This window comes from Methylomonas sp. AM2-LC, from assembly GCF_039904985.1.
Classification (GTDB): Bacteria; Pseudomonadota; Gammaproteobacteria; order Methylococcales; family Methylomonadaceae; genus Methylomonas.
The window spans coordinates 4,621,227-4,638,037 of sequence record NZ_CP157005.1; the positions used below are offsets into that span (position 1 = coordinate 4,621,227).

General features: G+C 43.6%; 18 protein-coding genes. All 18 read left to right on the forward strand.

What is annotated here, in order from left to right:
- The first annotated feature begins 11 nt into the window (after positions 1 to 11).
- The 18 genes from mlaE (at position 12) to ABH008_RS20765 (ending at position 16,451) form a co-directional block, all read left to right on the forward strand.
- Positions 12 to 794: a lipid asymmetry maintenance ABC transporter permease subunit MlaE gene (gene mlaE / locus ABH008_RS20680; protein WP_347987498.1), complete on the forward strand. Its 783-nt coding sequence runs from the start codon at positions 12 to 14 to the stop codon at positions 792 to 794.
- Between the two features lies 1 nt (position 795).
- The gene (mlaD, locus tag ABH008_RS20685) at positions 796 to 1,266 is read left to right on the forward strand and encodes an outer membrane lipid asymmetry maintenance protein MlaD (RefSeq protein WP_347987499.1); all 471 of its coding nucleotides are present in this window, start codon (positions 796 to 798) and stop codon (positions 1,264 to 1,266) included.
- Positions 1,266 to 1,598, forward strand: a complete 333-nt coding sequence (locus tag ABH008_RS20690; RefSeq protein WP_347987500.1) for an STAS domain-containing protein — start codon at positions 1,266 to 1,268, stop codon at positions 1,596 to 1,598. Before mlaD ends, ABH008_RS20690 begins: the two co-directional genes overlap by 1 nt.
- Positions 1,599 to 1,616: 18 nt before the next feature.
- Positions 1,617 to 2,882 carry a UDP-N-acetylglucosamine 1-carboxyvinyltransferase gene (gene murA, locus ABH008_RS20695; protein WP_347987501.1) on the forward strand — a complete coding sequence of 422 codons (1,266 nt, stop codon included), beginning with the start codon at positions 1,617 to 1,619 and terminating at the stop codon, positions 2,880 to 2,882.
- Positions 2,883 to 2,895: 13 nt separating this feature from the next.
- Positions 2,896 to 3,522 carry an ATP phosphoribosyltransferase gene (hisG, locus tag ABH008_RS20700; RefSeq protein WP_347987502.1) on the forward strand — a complete coding sequence of 209 codons (627 nt, stop codon included), beginning with the start codon at positions 2,896 to 2,898 and terminating at the stop codon, positions 3,520 to 3,522.
- Between the two features lie 4 nt (positions 3,523 to 3,526).
- Entirely contained in the window at positions 3,527 to 4,828 is a 1,302-nt protein-coding gene (gene hisD / locus ABH008_RS20705; protein ID WP_347987503.1) for a histidinol dehydrogenase, read from the forward strand.
- Positions 4,829 to 4,872: 44 nt separating this feature from the next.
- Entirely contained in the window at positions 4,873 to 5,958 is a 1,086-nt protein-coding gene (gene hisC, locus ABH008_RS20710; protein ID WP_347987504.1) for a histidinol-phosphate transaminase, read from the forward strand.
- 468 nt (positions 5,959 to 6,426) lie between these two features.
- The gene (petA, locus tag ABH008_RS20715) at positions 6,427 to 7,026 is read left to right on the forward strand and encodes a ubiquinol-cytochrome c reductase iron-sulfur subunit (RefSeq protein WP_347987505.1); all 600 of its coding nucleotides are present in this window, start codon (positions 6,427 to 6,429) and stop codon (positions 7,024 to 7,026) included.
- Positions 7,023 to 8,420 (forward strand): cytochrome bc complex cytochrome b subunit, encoded by a 1,398-nt coding sequence (locus ABH008_RS20720; RefSeq protein WP_347987506.1) that lies wholly within the window; start codon positions 7,023 to 7,025, stop codon positions 8,418 to 8,420. The genes petA and ABH008_RS20720 overlap by 4 nt, the downstream gene beginning before the upstream one ends.
- Positions 8,421 to 8,423: 3 nt before the next feature.
- Complete coding sequence (locus ABH008_RS20725) at positions 8,424 to 9,143, forward strand: cytochrome c1 (protein WP_347987507.1); 720 nt, start codon at positions 8,424 to 8,426, stop codon at positions 9,141 to 9,143.
- A 311-nt stretch (positions 9,144 to 9,454) separates the two neighbouring features.
- Positions 9,455 to 10,063, forward strand: coding sequence for a glutathione S-transferase N-terminal domain-containing protein (locus ABH008_RS20730; protein WP_347990004.1), 609 nt, complete (start codon positions 9,455 to 9,457; stop codon positions 10,061 to 10,063).
- The gene (locus ABH008_RS20735; RefSeq protein ID WP_347987508.1) at positions 10,060 to 10,455 is read left to right on the forward strand and encodes a ClpXP protease specificity-enhancing factor; all 396 of its coding nucleotides are present in this window, start codon (positions 10,060 to 10,062) and stop codon (positions 10,453 to 10,455) included. Before ABH008_RS20730 ends, ABH008_RS20735 begins: the two co-directional genes overlap by 4 nt.
- A 116-nt stretch (positions 10,456 to 10,571) precedes the next feature.
- Positions 10,572 to 10,949, forward strand: coding sequence for a 4a-hydroxytetrahydrobiopterin dehydratase (locus ABH008_RS20740; RefSeq protein WP_347987509.1), 378 nt, complete (start codon positions 10,572 to 10,574; stop codon positions 10,947 to 10,949).
- A 16-nt stretch (positions 10,950 to 10,965) separates the two neighbouring features.
- The gene (locus ABH008_RS20745) at positions 10,966 to 12,237 is read left to right on the forward strand and encodes a formylmethanofuran dehydrogenase subunit B (protein ID WP_347987510.1); all 1,272 of its coding nucleotides are present in this window, start codon (positions 10,966 to 10,968) and stop codon (positions 12,235 to 12,237) included.
- Positions 12,231 to 13,895 carry a formylmethanofuran dehydrogenase subunit A gene (locus tag ABH008_RS20750; protein ID WP_347987511.1) on the forward strand — a complete coding sequence of 555 codons (1,665 nt, stop codon included), beginning with the start codon at positions 12,231 to 12,233 and terminating at the stop codon, positions 13,893 to 13,895. Before ABH008_RS20745 ends, ABH008_RS20750 begins: the two co-directional genes overlap by 7 nt.
- A complete protein-coding gene (gene fhcD, locus ABH008_RS20755) occupies positions 13,892 to 14,788 on the forward strand; it encodes a formylmethanofuran--tetrahydromethanopterin N-formyltransferase (protein WP_347987512.1) in 897 nt (298 codons plus the stop codon). Before ABH008_RS20750 ends, fhcD begins: the two co-directional genes overlap by 4 nt.
- The gene (locus tag ABH008_RS20760; protein WP_347987513.1) at positions 14,785 to 15,597 is read left to right on the forward strand and encodes a formylmethanofuran dehydrogenase subunit C; all 813 of its coding nucleotides are present in this window, start codon (positions 14,785 to 14,787) and stop codon (positions 15,595 to 15,597) included. The genes fhcD and ABH008_RS20760 overlap by 4 nt, the downstream gene beginning before the upstream one ends.
- Positions 15,597 to 16,451, forward strand: a complete 855-nt coding sequence (locus tag ABH008_RS20765) for a radical SAM protein (RefSeq protein ID WP_347987514.1) — start codon at positions 15,597 to 15,599, stop codon at positions 16,449 to 16,451. The genes ABH008_RS20760 and ABH008_RS20765 overlap by 1 nt, the downstream gene beginning before the upstream one ends.
- Positions 16,452 to 16,811: the final 360 nt, after the last annotated feature.

The following is a 16,811-nucleotide window of genomic DNA, read 5'->3' on the forward strand; positions in this document are numbered from 1 at the left end:
GCGGCCTTATCATGCTTGAATTTTTTGAACACATTGGAAGTGCCACTCGCAGTAGTTTTTCGAAACTGGGACGCGGCACCTATTTCCTGTTGCACTTACTGAGTGGTATATCTCAAATTTTGCTGCGTCCAAACTTGTTATTTAAGCAAATGTATTCGGTAGGCGTGCTTTCGTTTATGATTATCACTATTTCCGGCTTATTTGTCGGTATGGTGCTTGGACTACAGGGTTTCTATATTTTATCGGATTTTGGTGCAGAAGAATCTCTGGGAGTAATGGTTGCAGCATCACTGGTCAGGGAGCTTGGTCCCGTCGTTTCTGCAATATTGTTCGCAGGACGTGCAGGCTCCGCATTAACGGCAGAGATTGGCTTAATGAAAGCCACTGAGCAACTATCCGGCATGGAAATGATGGCTATTGACCCAATTAAACGCATCATTACACCCCGTTTTTTGGCAGGATTTATATCAACACCCCTATTAGCAGCCTTATTTAGCAGCATTGGTGTAATAGGCGGCCATATGGTTGGTGTCGGCATGCTAGGTGTCGACGATGGCGCATTCTGGTCGCAAATGCAATCCAACATTGATTTTCAAAAAGACATCGTTAATGGCATTATAAAAAGCGTTGTTTTTGGCTTTGTGGTGTCATGGATTGCTCTGTTTGAAGGCTACGATGCAATTCCCACTTCCGAAGGCGTCAGTCGTGCCACCACAAGAACCGTAGTCAACTCAGCCTTTTCGATACTAGGGCTGGATTTTATTCTAACCGCACTCATGTTTGGAGACATTTAGCATGCAGCATTCCAAAACTCAGGACACTCTGGTTGGCATTTTTGTTGCTGCCGGCATTGCCGCTTTGTTTTATATGGCTTTACAAATTAGCAATCTTGGTACCTATACCAGTAGCGATAGCTATACTATTACCGCTCAATTTCAAAACTCCGGCGGTCTAAAAGTCAAATCGCCTGTTTCAGTTGCAGGGGTAAGGATTGGGCGTGTCTCTGCTATTAATTTAGACAAAGAAAGTCACGAATCTGTAGTGGAAATGCGAATTGATGCTAAATATAACAATTTACCGGATGATTCCGATGCCAGCATTTATACAGCAGGGCTGCTGGGCGAACAATACATCAATATTGATCCCGGCCCTGGTTTATCTGGCGAGTTTTTAAAAAATAACAGTAAAATTGAAAACGTCAGCTCTGCGATTATTCTCGAAGAAATGATCGGTAAATTCTTACTCAATAAAGCAGAAGGAAAATAATGTCCAATATGGCATTAAGTCTAAAAGCCCCCGGCTTATTCAGTATCGCTGGCGAGCTAACCTTTGCAAGCATTACTAAGCAAACCGTTAACTCTTTTAATCTTTTAAAAGACTCAGACAACGTTTGCATCGATCTGGCTGACGTTTCAGCCACTGACAGTGCTGGATTGGCTCTGATGATTGAATGGATAAGATTAAGCAAGCAACATAACAAGCATATCAGCTTCAAAAATATTCCAGAACAACTTATCGCTCTCGCCAAGCTCAGCGGTCTTGACGTAAACGAACACTTTGCAAGCACCGAACATCAGGCGTCTTGCCTCACTAAATAAACCCAAGTCACGAATCTCATGGATAAATTACTCATTACAGGTGGTCAGCCTCTTTCTGGCGAATTGCGCATTTCCGGCGCTAAAAATGCGGCTCTGCCAATTTTAGCGGCCACCTTGTTATCGGAACACCCAGTTAGTATTGGTAACATTCCACACTTACATGACATCACAACCACTCTGGAATTATTAGGGCAAATGGGAGTGGGTCTGTTGGTGGATGAAAAAATGAATATTGAAGTGGATTCCAATAGCATTAATAAATACGAGGCTCCTTACGAGCTGGTAAAGACCATGCGTGCATCGATTTTGGTACTTGGTCCTTTATTAGCACGCTTTGGTGAAGCACACGTATCGCTTCCAGGTGGTTGTGCAATCGGCACAAGACCAGTGGACATACATATCGACTCGCTTATCAAAATGGGCGCAGACATACAGGTTGAAGCGGGTTACATTCATGCTACAGCCAAACGCCTACAGGGTTGCCATTTAGTTTTAGACAAAATTACCGTTACGGGTACCGAAAATATTTTGATGGCAGCTACCTTGGCTGAAGGCATCACTATTATTGAAAATGCTGCTAAAGAACCTGAGGTATCTGACTTAGCCAATTTTCTCAATAAAATGGGCGCTAAAATTACAGGTATTGGCACCGATATACTGGAAGTCGAGGGAGTTGAAAAACTCGGTGTTGCAGATTTGCATTACGAAATTTTACCTGACCGAATAGAAACCGGTACCTATTTAGTGGCCGGTGCTATTAGTTGTGGCCGAGTAAAATTAAAAAACACAGACCCACATATTTTAGATGCTGTACTGGTTAAGCTTAAAGAAGCTGGCGCAGAAATCACCACAGGTAACAACTGGATTGAACTTAATATGCACGGCAAACGCCCTAAAGCCGTAACCATACGCACGGCACCCTACCCCGCGTTCCCAACCGACATGCAAGCACAATTTACTGCGCTCAATTCAATTGCCGATGGCGTAGGATTGATTACTGAAACAGTATTTGAAAATAGATTTATGCATGTACAGGAACTGCAGCGCATGGGCGCACAGATTAAACTTGAATCCAACACCGCCATTTGCTCAGGAATTCCGTTATTAAAGGCCGCACCGGTAATGGCTACCGATTTGCGTGCTTCTGCCAGCCTAGTATTGGCAGGCTTAGTCGCAGAAGGTGAAACCCTGGTTGACCGAATTTACCATATAGATCGGGGTTATGATCATATTGAAGAAAAACTTGCCCAATTAGGCGCAACAATTCGCCGCGTTCCGCGTTGAGGTGTTACAAACTATGTTGACTATAGCTGTCTCGAAAGGGCGCATCTACGAAGAAGCTTTACCACTGCTTGCAGAAGCAGGAATTACACCGCTTGATGATCCACAAACCAGCCGCAAACTGATTTTACAAACCAGCAGGCCGGACGTACAGTTGGTAATTATACGTGCCACTGATGTTCCTACTTTTGTAGAATATGGTGCCGCGGATCTTGGCATTGCTGGCAAAGATGTTCTTTTAGAGCATGGAGCTGAAAGCTTGTATGAACCCCTTGATTTGGGGATTGCTGGTTGTCGACTAATGACGGCGGCCAAAGTGGATGCTCCGCCCATTTCTGGACGTATTCGAGTCGCGACCAAATACGTCAAAACCGCACAACGTTATTTTGCCGACTTGGGTATTCAAGCTGAAATTATTAAACTCTACGGCTCTATGGAATTAGCACCCTTAGTTGGGCTTGCAGATTGCATTGTCGATTTAGTTGATACCGGTAATACCCTGAAAGCAAATGGCCTGGAACCACGGGAATTGATTACCAATATCACATCACGACTGGTTGTCAATAAAGCAGCCATGAAAATGAAACATCAACCCATTCAAGCGCTAATTGATCAACTTGAACTCACTCTAAGTAAACGGTAATAAAATGTCTGTGTTGTCCATAACCCGCCTTGATTACAACTCTGCCAATTTTAATCAGCAATTAGAATCACGATTGAATTGGGATTCCACAGAAGATTTGCAGATACATCAACGTGTTATGGAAATTATCAGTGCTATTCGTAAGTGTGGCGATCAGGCTTTGATTGAATTTACCAATCTTTTCGACCAATGTCACTTTAATTCCGCCAGTGAACTGGAGTTAAACCGTGAGTTACTGGAACAGGCTTGGCTTAATTTACCCCGCGCTCAAGCTTTAGCCCTGCAAGCTGCTGCCACTCGTATTCGTGCATATGCTGAACAGCAAAAGCTGCAATCTTGGCAGTTTACTGAAGCCGATGGAACTGTACTGGGGCAAAAAGTGACGGCACTAGACAAAGCGGGTTTATATGTACCTGGCGGCAAAGCAGCTTACCCGTCATCAGTATTGATGAATGCTATACCTGCCAAAGTTGCTGGTGTTGGTGAATTAATAATGGTGGTACCCACACCGCATGGCGAAACAAATGCCTTGGTTTTGGCCGCAGCTTTTGTCGCAGGTGTCGATAGAGTGTTTACAATTGGTGGCGCACAAGCGATAGCAGCACTAGCCTATGGTACAGAGACTATTCCAGCCGTTGATAAAATCGTCGGCCCCGGAAACATTTACGTTGCTACTGCCAAAAAGCTGGTTTTTGGTCAGGTAGGCATTGATATGATTGCAGGCCCCTCAGAAATCCTGATTATTTGCGATGGACAAACTAATCCAGACTGGATAGCGATGGATCTGTTTTCACAAGCCGAACACGATGAAAATGCACAAGCCATTCTAATCAGCCCAGATGCGGCTTTTTTAGATCAGGTTGAAGCAAGCATGAATAAACTTTTACCCGAAATGGAACGTAGCGAAATTATTACGCGTTCATTACTAAGTCGTGGTGCTTTTATCAAAGTCAACGACCTGAATCAGGCTGCCGAAATTAGTAACCGCATCGCCCCCGAACATTTGGAATTATCGGTTGCGGACCCAGAATCACTCAGTTTGGCCATTCGCCATGCCGGGGCTATTTTCATGGGTCGTTATACGGCAGAGGCCTTAGGTGATTATTGTGCAGGTCCTAACCATGTTTTACCCACGTCAGGAACGGCGCGTTTTTCATCGCCTCTTGGCGTTTATGATTTTCAAAAACGTAGCAGTCTCATAAATTGTTCAGAGGCGGGTGCGAAAGACTTAGGTAAAATTTCTTCAGTTTTGGCCCGAGGCGAGAGCTTGACGGCCCATGCGCGCTCTGCAGAATTTAGAATTTAAATAACTTTTACTAAAACTTAGTTCTTGTAATAGGATTCCTTGTTATGTCAGAGTTTTCAATCAGCAAACTGTTTCGCTCAGAATTACTTTCCATGTCGGCCTACAAAGTTGCCGATGCTAAAAATCTGATTAAACTGGACGCCATGGAAAATCCCTACACTTGGCCGGAAAATATACAACAACAATGGTTACAGACATTAAAGTCTTGCGACATTAACCGCTATCCAGACCCGGAAGCGCGTCGATTAAGTGCTGCGTTGCGCAGCAGCAATGAAATTTCGGCACAATCAGAGATTTTACTGGGAAACGGTTCTGACGAAATCATTCAGATTCTGTTAATGTCATTACCTGCAAACGCAATCGTTTTGGCCCCTGAACCTGGATTTGTTATGTATAAGCAAGTTGCGCATAGCCTTGGTTTACAATTTAAAGGTGTACCCGTAGTAGCAGATGATTTTTCTCTCGATTTACCCGCAATGCTGCTCGCTATCTCTGAGTTACAACCCTCTCTAATTTTTTTAGCTTATCCTAATAATCCCACCGGCAATCTATTTGATGCTGAAGCAATAAAACAGATCATCTTTGCAGCCCCCGGTTTAGTGGTGGTAGACGAAGCATATGCTCCCTTTGCGAATGCCAGTTTTCTTAGCGAAATCGGTAAATACAAAAACTTGTTGATAATGCGTACATTATCAAAACTGGGGCTTGCAGGATTACGATTGGGTTTTCTAATTGGACATCCAGACTTATTGGTTCAGCTAAATAAAATTCGACTACCCTACAATATTAACAGTCTCACTCAAATTACTGCCACTTTCGCTCTGAATAATGGCTCGTTTCTGTTAGAACAAACCCAAACTTTATGCGCAGAAAGAGCCTTGGTTTTTAAGGCGCTGGAAGCGCTAGCCGACATAAAGCCTTATCCTAGCGCCGCTAACTTTATTCTATTCCGTTCGTTGCGAATAACAGCTAATCAACTATTCGACGCACTTAAATTACAAGGCATTCTGATCAAAAACCTTTCTTCACAAGGAGGTATACTGGAAAATTGTCTAAGAGTGACCATAGGCACTCCTGATGAAAACCAGATATTCCTAAAGGCTATGCAAAACATATTGCAAACGACTTAATCATTTAACTAGCCCATCAAAAATACTAAAGGTAACTAATCATGTTGATTATGGTCAATATTTAAGTCATTTTCAGCATCTAAACTGCCACCCAAATTGAAAACCTGCTGTTCAGACACCTCCCTCTAAATCTTATAACTCGAACAGCTAGTTCCCGATACACTATTAAAATACCCCGTCTCTAGCCAATAAACCACCTTAATTAAATTTCTGACATAAGCAAATGGTTATTGACACCGCTTTCTACAATGCACAATTAGCCGCAAAAACAGAAAACAATTTATTTTCAACACGCTGTAAAATACCACTTCTCGATGAAAGTCATCAACTTCGACCTACAAATTGCAAGTAGCAAAAAGTCTTTTACGCTATAGCTTCTATTAATGCTAACAGTAGGGTATATTTGGCAAAAACTATAAAAAATCGCCGCATAGAACAATGCTGCGAATAAACACAGGAGCGTTACACATGATCCAAAAAGGCGTAGATAAATCTAAACGCCAGTTTCTGACCTCTGCACTTTCTGTTGTTGGCGCGGTAGGTACAGGTTATATAGCCGTACCCTTTCTGTCGCAAATGACACCCAGCGCTAAAGCCATGGCGGCTGGTGCTCCGGTCGAGGTCGATATCAGCAAAATGGAAACTGGACAATTAATTCGGGTAGCATGGCGTGGCAAGCCAGTATGGGTGTTAAACAGAACACCTGAAGTACTGGCAACTTTAGTCACACTAGACAGCAAACTGGCCGATCCTCAGTCTACAGCATCCTTACAACCAGAAAATAGTAAAAACTCTCTACGATCCATTAAACCAGAAGTCTTCGTAGCTGTTGGTCTATGTACACATCTTGGATGTTCACCCACATTTCGCCCCGAGATAGCACCCAATGACTTAGGCGATGACTGGAAAGGTGGATTCTTTTGCCCTTGCCATGGTTCCTGGTTTGATTTGGCAGGTCGAGTCTATCGAGGCGTACCTGCACCTACTAATCTGGAAGTGCCTCCCTATCGTTACATTTCGGACACTCTTATCATTATTGGCGAAGAAAACGAGGAAAGTAGAGCATGAAACAAAGAATCAACAATTTTTCAGATTGGTTCCTAGAACGTTTTCCACTCTCTGACCTCTGGAATGAACACATGGCGCATTATTACGCGCCCAAGAATTTTAATATTTGGTATTTTTTCGGCTCATTAGCATTATTGGTTTTAGTTAATCAGTTCATTACCGGCATTTTATTAACCATGAACTATAAACCGGATGCCAAATTGGCTTTCGATTCAGTTGAATACATCATGCGTGATGTCGACTGGGGTTGGTTAGTTCGTTATATGCACTCCACTGGGGCTTCTGCATTTTTTATTATCGTGTATCTGCATATGTTTAGAGGCCTGTTATACGGCTCTTTCAAACAGCCTCGCGAATTAATCTGGATCTTTGGTATGCTGATTTTTGTTTGCTTGATGGCAGAGGCCTTTATGGGTTATCTACTGCCATGGGGACAAATGTCATATTGGGGCGCTCAGGTGATTATTTCACTATTTAGTGCGATTCCAGTGATTGGAGATGAATTATCGTTATGGATACGCGGCGATTATGTAGTATCCGATGCTACATTAAACCGCTTTTTTGCATTTCACGTTATTGCTGTTCCACTAGTTCTGTTAATTTTAGTGTTTCTGCACATTGTGGCTTTACATGAGGTGGGTTCCAATAACCCAGATGGCATAGACATTCATGAGCATACTAATTGGCAAGGCAGGCCATTGGATGGTATTCCTTTTCATCCTTATTACACGGTCAAAGACATCGTTGGTGTCGGCGTGTTTATGTTTTTCTTTGCCACCGTCATATTCTATATGCCGGAATTAGGCGGATACTTTTTGGAGCATGCCAATTTTATCCCTGCTGACCCGTTGAAAACACCCGAACATATTGCCCCTGTCTGGTATTTCACGCCTTTTTATGCCATTTTGCGTGCAGTGCCTGATAAGTTTGCAGGGGTAATTGCTATGGGAGGAGCAATCGTAGTGTTGTTTATGCTGCCATGGCTGGATCGCAGCAAAACCAAATCAATACGTTATCGCGGCGGCATGTTTAAGAAAGCCTTACTGTTATTCGTAATTAGCTTTGTGGCTTTAGGTTATTTGGGAACGCAACCCGCCACGCCCTTAGCCACAACTATGGCAAGGATATTCACGGCAATCTATTTCGGCTTTTTCCTGCTGATGCCACTCTATACACGCTGGGAAAAAACCAAGCCTCTACCTGATCGCGTCACCGAACAACCAACAATAGAAGAACGTATTCCAAAAATTTTGGCATTGTTTAACGAAATCACTCATGTTGAAGAACGCGCCAATCAGAACGGAGCAAACATTACTAAAATAAGGCCGAATCCTGCAGGCATTAAAGCCGTGCTGTTTCGATTTGCAAAATACTTAAAAGAAAGCCTTGATTAAGCCATGAAAACAATTCTATCAACTCTTTTATTTTTGCTGTCTTTTAGCGCACTTGCCAGTAGCGGCATTAAGCTTGAGAAAGCAGATATCGATCTCTCTGACACTGTTTCGTTGGAGCGTGGTGCCAAATATTATGTAACTTATTGTTTAGGTTGCCATTCAGCCAAGCACATCCGTTACAAACGCATAGCGATGGATTTGCATTTGGATGAACAAGAAATCCTTAAACATGTTGCACCTATTGGCGCGGGCATTTATGACCAAATGCATTCCGCCATGAACAGTCATGATGCGGAAAAATGGTTTGGTACCACACCTCCCGACCTTTCCTTGATCGCCCGCTCACGGGGAGCTGACTGGTTATACAGCTATCTCAAGGGCTTCTATGAAGAAAAAAACAAACCTACAGGTGTTAATAATGCAATTTTCAAAGACGTTGCCATGCCTAATGTATTCTGGCAGCAGCAAGGCACACAATCAGCTGTTCTAGAAACTGTTGATGGCCATGAGGTGGTTAAAGAACTCAAGCTCGAACAAGCTGGACAATTATCACCACAAGAATTCGACAAAATGGTCAATGATCTAGTTAACTTTCTGGTCTATGTTGGCGAACCGGTACAACTTGAAAGGCAAAAAATGGGTAAATACGTATTGTTTTTCCTGTTGATGTTTACTGGTTTAGCTTACTTACTTAAAAAAGAATACTGGAAAGATATTCATTAAGAGTTCACATGCGGAACGCCTTGAGCGTTCCGCATGGTGTACGTTCAACATTCTGCAAACAGCTGTTATGTCTAGCCAAATTACCTCACTACCAGTTCCCCCACCTCAACAAACCCGTTTATTTAGCAAATTTACCTGTTAGGAAATAGACTCAATTTCGAACTACTTGACTTAGTTTTTATCTAAGGTAGCTCATTAGCGGCGCATACCCCCAAATCCATGCTTAACCATGATACAATTCGCGCCGATTCGAACCCCGTTAATTAAAGAGGTTATTCTTCGTGGCAAACATCACTAGCCGAAAATCAGCAATGACTCTTTTTTCGTCGCCAACATGCATCATGAGCCATTGTGCACGTCTCGTTGTCCATGAAAAAGGCGTACCCGCAGACATAGAATTTTTTGACACTAACAATCCACCGAAAGATTTACTTGAGCTTAACCCCAACGGCAATGCTCCAACTTTCGTAGAAAGGGATTTAGTACTGTATGATGCCCGTATCATTATGGAGTATCTGGATGAGCGCTTTCCTCATCCGGCCTTGCATCATATGGACCCAGTATCTAGAGCAAATGCGCGAATGCTCATTAAACGTATTGACCAGGAATGGTATCCAATATTGGAAGAAATTCTGCTTAATGGCGAAAAAAAATCGTCCAAAGCCAAAAAACAGCTTAAAGAAAGTTTAATAGCTGCCGCACCAGTCTTTGAAGCGACACCCTACTTTATGAGTGAAGAATATTCTCTGATTGATTGTGCTATGGCCCCACTGTTATGGCGCCTTGCCAGTGTTGGCATCGATATTTCCAGTTTAGGGAAAGGCATTACCGCTTATGCAAATCGCCTGTTTTCAAGAAAAGCTTTTCAAGACAGCCTCAGCAGTCAAGAAAAGGAAATGATGCCTGCTCAAAACAAATGACTTCACTTAAACCTTATCTAATTCGTTCGATCTACGAATGGCTAGTTGATAACAGCCTTACACCGCATTTGCTGGTGAATGCTGAATTTCCTGGCAGCTCTTTACCAACCAATTACATTGAAAACGGTAAAATTGTATTGAACATCCGCCCAGAAGCAGTACAGGGCTTGCATTTAGGTAATGAAGAAATTCAATTTAATGCTCGTTTTGCTGGCAAAGCCATGCACATTTCCACCCCTACCAAAGCGGTGCTTGCCATCTATGCAAAAGAAAATGGAAAGGGTATGGTTTTCGACCCGGAAGAAGAAGATGATGATGACAACGATAATGACACACCGCCGCCGCCCGAGCCACGCGTGGTGAAAAAGCCGCAATTAAAAATCGTAAAATAACCTCTGCACCTGATTACAATAGTCTTTGCAAACGATAAAATAATACGCGACTTCAATCAGGCATCCGTAATTTAAATGCGTTAGAATAACAGCCCATTTCAGCAGGAGTAACATCCATGACTAGCGATACGCATCAGGTTTTAAGCGAGAATGAAATCTTAAGCCGACTGAAAAGCGAATTACCGCATTGGTATTATGAAAATGGCTGGATCAGACGCAAAATCAAAACCAGTGGCTGGAAAGCTAGTTTGATGGTGGTTACCACTGTTGGTCATTTGGCTGAAAAAGCTTGGCACCACCCTGACCTTTCGGTATCTTATGCTTTTGTCATCGTAAAGCTAATTACCCACTCTGCCAAAGGTATTACCGAAAAAGATTTTAGCTTGGCCAAAAAAATTGAAGACGTGGTGTTTTGGGATGCCGCCAGCGAATCCCAAGGTGTATTTGAAGGTACACCCGACGACCCGCGTTTTAAATACATTAAAAATGATTAAACACAGGACTGATGATATGACTGAAATAACAGAAGTGCCAAGTCCTTTCTGCGGTATCGGCACCGATGACCTAAGTATTCAGGTAGAGGGTGTAACGCTGAAAGTAACTGCAAATGGCTGTATGGTTAACACTCCAGCCTTTGAGCTACCCATCACTGATACCCAACCCCGTATCGCAGGAAAAACAGTCAGTCTGGAAACTGCTGTTGCCAAAGCAGCTGAAATTCTAAACCATAGCAAACTTCCCTTATTTAGCAGTTGCGCAACCGATGTTAACGGTATGCGCGCCTTATTGTCTTTAGCTGATCGTAGTGGTGCAGTGGTTGATAATGGAAATTTTAATAATGCGCGCCGCAATATTTTGGCCATGCAAGATACAGGTTGGATGAATACTACGCTGGCTGAGCTAAAAAATCGTTGCGATGTTTTGTTAGTGGTTGGCTGTGATTTAGAAAGTTTCGCACCACGCTTTTTCGAACATTATTTGTGGAATGCTGAGGCAATGCATATTGCGGATACCAGCAATCGAGACATCATCTATCTTGGTAAACCCCCATCGGGTTCTGCATCCACCTCTCCAAAGGGCCACAAAGCGCAGGTTTTACCTTGTGCTGATGCCGATCTACCCGAAGTGACAGCTGTTTTAGCCGCGCTATTGAAAGGTCGCAGCTTACAAACTGAAACTGTGGCCGGTATTGCCATAGCGGATTTACAAGGCATTATCGACAAACTTAAAGCAGCGCACTATGGTGTAGTCATTTGGGGCGCAGCGGCCTTGGCGTTCGATCAGGCTGAACTCACAGTCCAGACTTTATGTGCAATTGTCAAAGAAATTAATCTGCAAGGTACGCGTTGCTCGGGCTTCCCCCTGGGCGGCAAAGAGGGAGACCAAACAGCCAATCAGGTATGTGGATGGACAACCGGCTATCCCGCGCGCGTTAGTTTTGCACGAGGCTATCCTGACTACGACCCCTATCTCTATGAAACGCAATCTTTGCTAAATGATGGAGAGGCAGATGTTTTGGTTTGGGTACAAGCATTCAATACGACTCCACCGCCACCTAATGCCTTACCGACTATTGTACTAGGACGATCTGGTATGAAGTTTAACCAGGAACCCGATGTTTTTATTCCTATCGGCACCCCCGGCATTGATCACAACGGACACGCTTACCGCTTAGATAATGTAGTCGCTATTCGTTTAAAAAAACTCAGAGACTCCGGCTTACCCAGCACTGCTCAGGTATTGTCCGCCATAGAACAGATTTTACAGGTATCGTCATGCTGATAAAACTCACCGGTGGAACCCTTTATGATCCTGCTAGCGGGATAGATGGAAAAATTCAGGATATTTATATTCAGGATGGCCGTATTATTACGGCACCACCTAGCGATTTACCACTAGATCAGGAGTACAACTTATCCGGTAAAGTCGTCATGTCTGGGGCTATAGATATGCACACCCACATCGGTGGAGGCAAAGGCAATATCGCTCGCACTCTGTTACCCGAAGACCATCGAATTGACCCTGTATCACGCACCCTGATCACTCGCTCGGGTAACGGCCATGCTATGCCTAGTACTTTTATCACTGGCTATCGTTATGCGGAAATGGGTTATACCGCAGCTTTTGAACCGGCTGTATTACCCATCAATGCTCGTCAGGCTCATATGGAAATGGCCGATATACCCATTCTGGATAAAGGCGGCTACGTGATGCTAGGTAGCGATGATTATTTATTACGCCTGCTCACAGCCAAACAAGATCAAAAGGCCGTTAACGACTATGTTGCCTGGACATTACATGCTGCTAAGGGTATTGGTATTAAAGTTGTTAATGCTGGCGGCATCAATGCGTTTAAATTCAACCAGCGGAAACTCGATCTGGATGAGCAGAATAGTCATTACGCAGTTACGCCTAGACAAATTTTGCAAACTTTGGCTACCGCAGTAAAAGAACTGGGCCTTACCCACCCCTTACATGTACATGGTTGCAATCTTGGGGTGCCTGGCAATGTGGAAACAACACTGAATACCATAGAAGGTATTGAAGGCTTGCCCATGCATCTCACGCATATTCAGTTCCATAGTTACGGAACAGAGGGCGATTTCAAGTTTTCTTCAGGTGCAGCACAAATTGCCGAATCCATTAATCGCAATAAAAATATCACAGCGGATGTCGGTCAGGTACTATTTGGACAAACTGTTACCGCCTCTGGTGACAGTATGCGTCAACACTACAATCACAAATATGCTAACCCCAATAAATGGGTGTGTATGGACATTGAATGTGATGCTGGTTGTGGTGTAGTCCCATTCAAGTATAAAGATCAAAACTTTGTTAATGCCTTGCAATGGGCTATTGGATTAGAGATATTCTTATTAGTTGATGATCCGTGGAGAATCTTCCTAACCACTGACCATCCAAATGGAGCCCCCTTTACCAGTTACCCTCATCTGATTCGCCTGCTGATGGATAAAAGTTTCCGCAATGATATGCTGGCAACCATACATCCCGAAGCGCAAAAAATGACCTCGCTGGCCAGTATAGATCGCGAATATAGCCTGAATGAGATTGCCATTATGACTCGAGCAGGCGCAGCCCGAATTATTGGCCTGAAAGATCGCGGCGCATTAAGCCCTGGTAACTGGGCAGACATTACTGTCTACACCGAAGATGCTGATCGTCAAAAAATGTTTACTAAACCCGATTATGTGTTTAAAGATGGTGAACTGGTGGTTAAAGATGGCGAAGTGGTGCATACAAAATGGGGAACCACCCACATCGTTAAACCTGACTTTGATCCATCCGTTGAAAAAGGCCTGCAAAATTATTTTGACCGTTTCTTAACCATGAAACTAGGAAATTTCAAAATTAGTGATGATGAAATCACAGAAGATGGACGCGGCAGCTTGACTGCACATCCGTTGCGAGGTGTAGCATGATAATAAACGGCGTTACTATAGATCAAACCTTTGCCGAAGCCTTCCCAATGAAGGCAACACGAGCCATTATTACTGCCCAGAATGAAAAATGGGCACTCATTTCCGCTCAGGCCATGACTGGCTTTGCCACATCCGTCATTGCCTGCGGCTGCGAAGCGGGGATTGAACGCATTTTAAGAAAAGATGAAACACCCGATGGACGCCCCGGTGTAGCCATTTTAATTTTTGCCATGGGTGCGAAAGGCCTAGCCAAACAACTTGAAACTCGGGCAGGGCAATGCGTGCTAACCTCCCCTACTTCAGCATTATTTGCTGGTATAGATACCGGAAAACCGATACCACTGGGGAAAAATTTACGTTATTTTGGTGACGGCTTTCAGATTGCCAAAAAGATAAGTAACAAACGTTACTGGCGAGTACCTGTCATGGATGGTGAATTTTTAACTGAAGCCACCACGGGTATGGTTGAAGCCGTAGGTGGCGGTAACTTTCTGGTGCTGGCAGAATCGCAACCACAAGCACTTGCTGCTTGTGAAGCGGCAATCGTAGAAATGAAAAAAATCGCCAATGTCATCATGCCATTTCCGGGCGGGGTCGTTCGTTCGGGTTCTAAAGTGGGTTCAAAATACCCTGCTTTGGGTGCCTCAACCAATGATGCGTTTTGTCCAACCTTGAAAGGTGTAACCAAATCCGAATTATCACCCGAAATTGAATCTGTGATGGAAATCGTTATTGACGGTTTAAGTAAAGAGGACATTGACAAAGCTATGCGTGCGGGGATGCAAGCAGTTTGCCAGCTAGGTGCAGCCAATGGCATCAAACGCATCAGCGCCGGTAACTACGGTGGGAAACTGGGACCTTACCACTTCCATTTGCAGGAGATTATGGCATGAGTGCTTTAACCTTTACCTTGAAAAGCCAAACCGCACAACGTGTGGATATGTCACCACTGGTTTGCCAAAAATTGCAGGGCCTGGAAACAGCTCAAATTGCCGCTATTGAATTACAATGCGGAAACCGTAAGCTGCGGGTTGATGATTTATTCAGTATCAGTGGTGTTAACAGCCAAGACATTGTCATTGCCAATAGCTTCTATAAGCTGGATTACATTGGCAAAGAACTGGAAGGAGGCAGTGTAACCGTACTTGGCGATGCTGGCGCTTATTTAGGCTTACAAATGAAAGCAGGCCATATTAGAGTGACTGGAAATGTGGCTATTTATGCAGCGTGTGAAATAAAGAACGGTTTTGTAGAAATTGAGGGTGATGCCGGCGATTTTGTTGGCGGTGCCTTGCCCGGTAACAAACAGGGAATGAAAGGCGGCACCGTGCTGATTAAAGGCAACGCGGGCAGTCGTGTGGGAGATCATATGCGCCGTGGACAAATACTCATTGAAGGCAATGTGGGTGATTATTGCGGCTCACGCATGCTGGCGGGTACCATCGCAGTAATGGGCAATTCTGGACGTTTTCTGGGCTATGCCATGCGCAGAGGTACTTTATTACTTTGGAATAAACCCAGCTTATCCGTAACCTTTAACGATTGTGGCACACATACACTAGCGTTTTTACCTTTATTATTTAGCTCTTTTAAACATTTAAATTCCCGGTTTGCCGATGCTGAATTAGGATTTAACCGGGTTCACCGCTATGGAGGGGATATGGCTGAAACCGGACGTGGAGAGGTGTTGGTCAGGATTTAATGACGGCAACACTAAGTACCACTGAGCATGACCGTAACATCGCCGGATTAAAATACATCTATCCGGTGATGTCGCGGCGAGCGGGTGGCTTATCTATCGGTATAAACTTCAACCCCAATAATGCCTGTAACTGGCGTTGCCTTTATTGTCAGGTACCCAACCTAGTAGCGGGCAATGCCCCAGAAATGGACTTTAAGCGCCTGGAACACGAACTGCGCCACTTTCTTGACTATGTTCAACACGGTACGTTTTTTCAGGACTTTAAGGTAATTGACAGCCAACAAATCATTAAAGATATTGCCATTTCTGGTAATGGCGAACCCACCAGCCTGAAAAACTTCTCCCAAGCCATTCAACTCATTGGTGATATCGCCAGCGGTTATGGCATTTTTCCAAACAGCAAATTTGTCGTTATCAGTAATGGTAGTTTATTACATCAATCCAACGTTCAAAATGGTTTAAAGACATTGGCAAGTTTTCAGGGCGAACTCTGGTTCAAACTGGATAGTGCAACGGTAGCGGGACGAAAACTGATCAATAATACCGGTCAGAGCCAGCAAAAACTGCTACAGAATTTACAAATTGCCAGCAGTTTATGTCATACAAAACTGCAAACTTGTATGCTGCATTATCGACAACAATTATGGACCGACAACGAAAAACAAGTTTATTTACAGTTACTGGTTTCTCTGCAACAACAGCAGATTAGCATACAAAAAATTATGTTATACAGCATAGCTAGACAATCCTATCAACCTGAAGCCGAAGAGCTACGAAGCATGCCCAGTGAAGAAATGCACACTTTTGCCACTGAAATTGCGGCATTAGGTTATGAGGTGAGTGTTAGCGATTAATCAAACTGGCAGTCTTTTCAGGAATAGACAATCTAATCCTCTAATAATGATAACGCAGTTGAGCAATCAAAATCGCATCGTCCTGATATTTATGTTAATCATCAATTCACAGAAACAGGTAACCCGCTAAACCATGCTTTAATGGTTCACGCTTACCTATATACCTCATAGGGAAGGTGTTGAAGAACACTGATCAGTAAGCTGATGCGTTTCAGCATCTTTTTTCGACTTCTTGCCAAGAGTTACTATTAGTTTTGAGCCCCATCGAATGAAGGGCAAAAAAAATCCGGCACTAGGCCGGATTTGAGGGAAGTAAGTTTGCGCATACAAGCTTTGAATATAGAATATCAGTTAAAAATG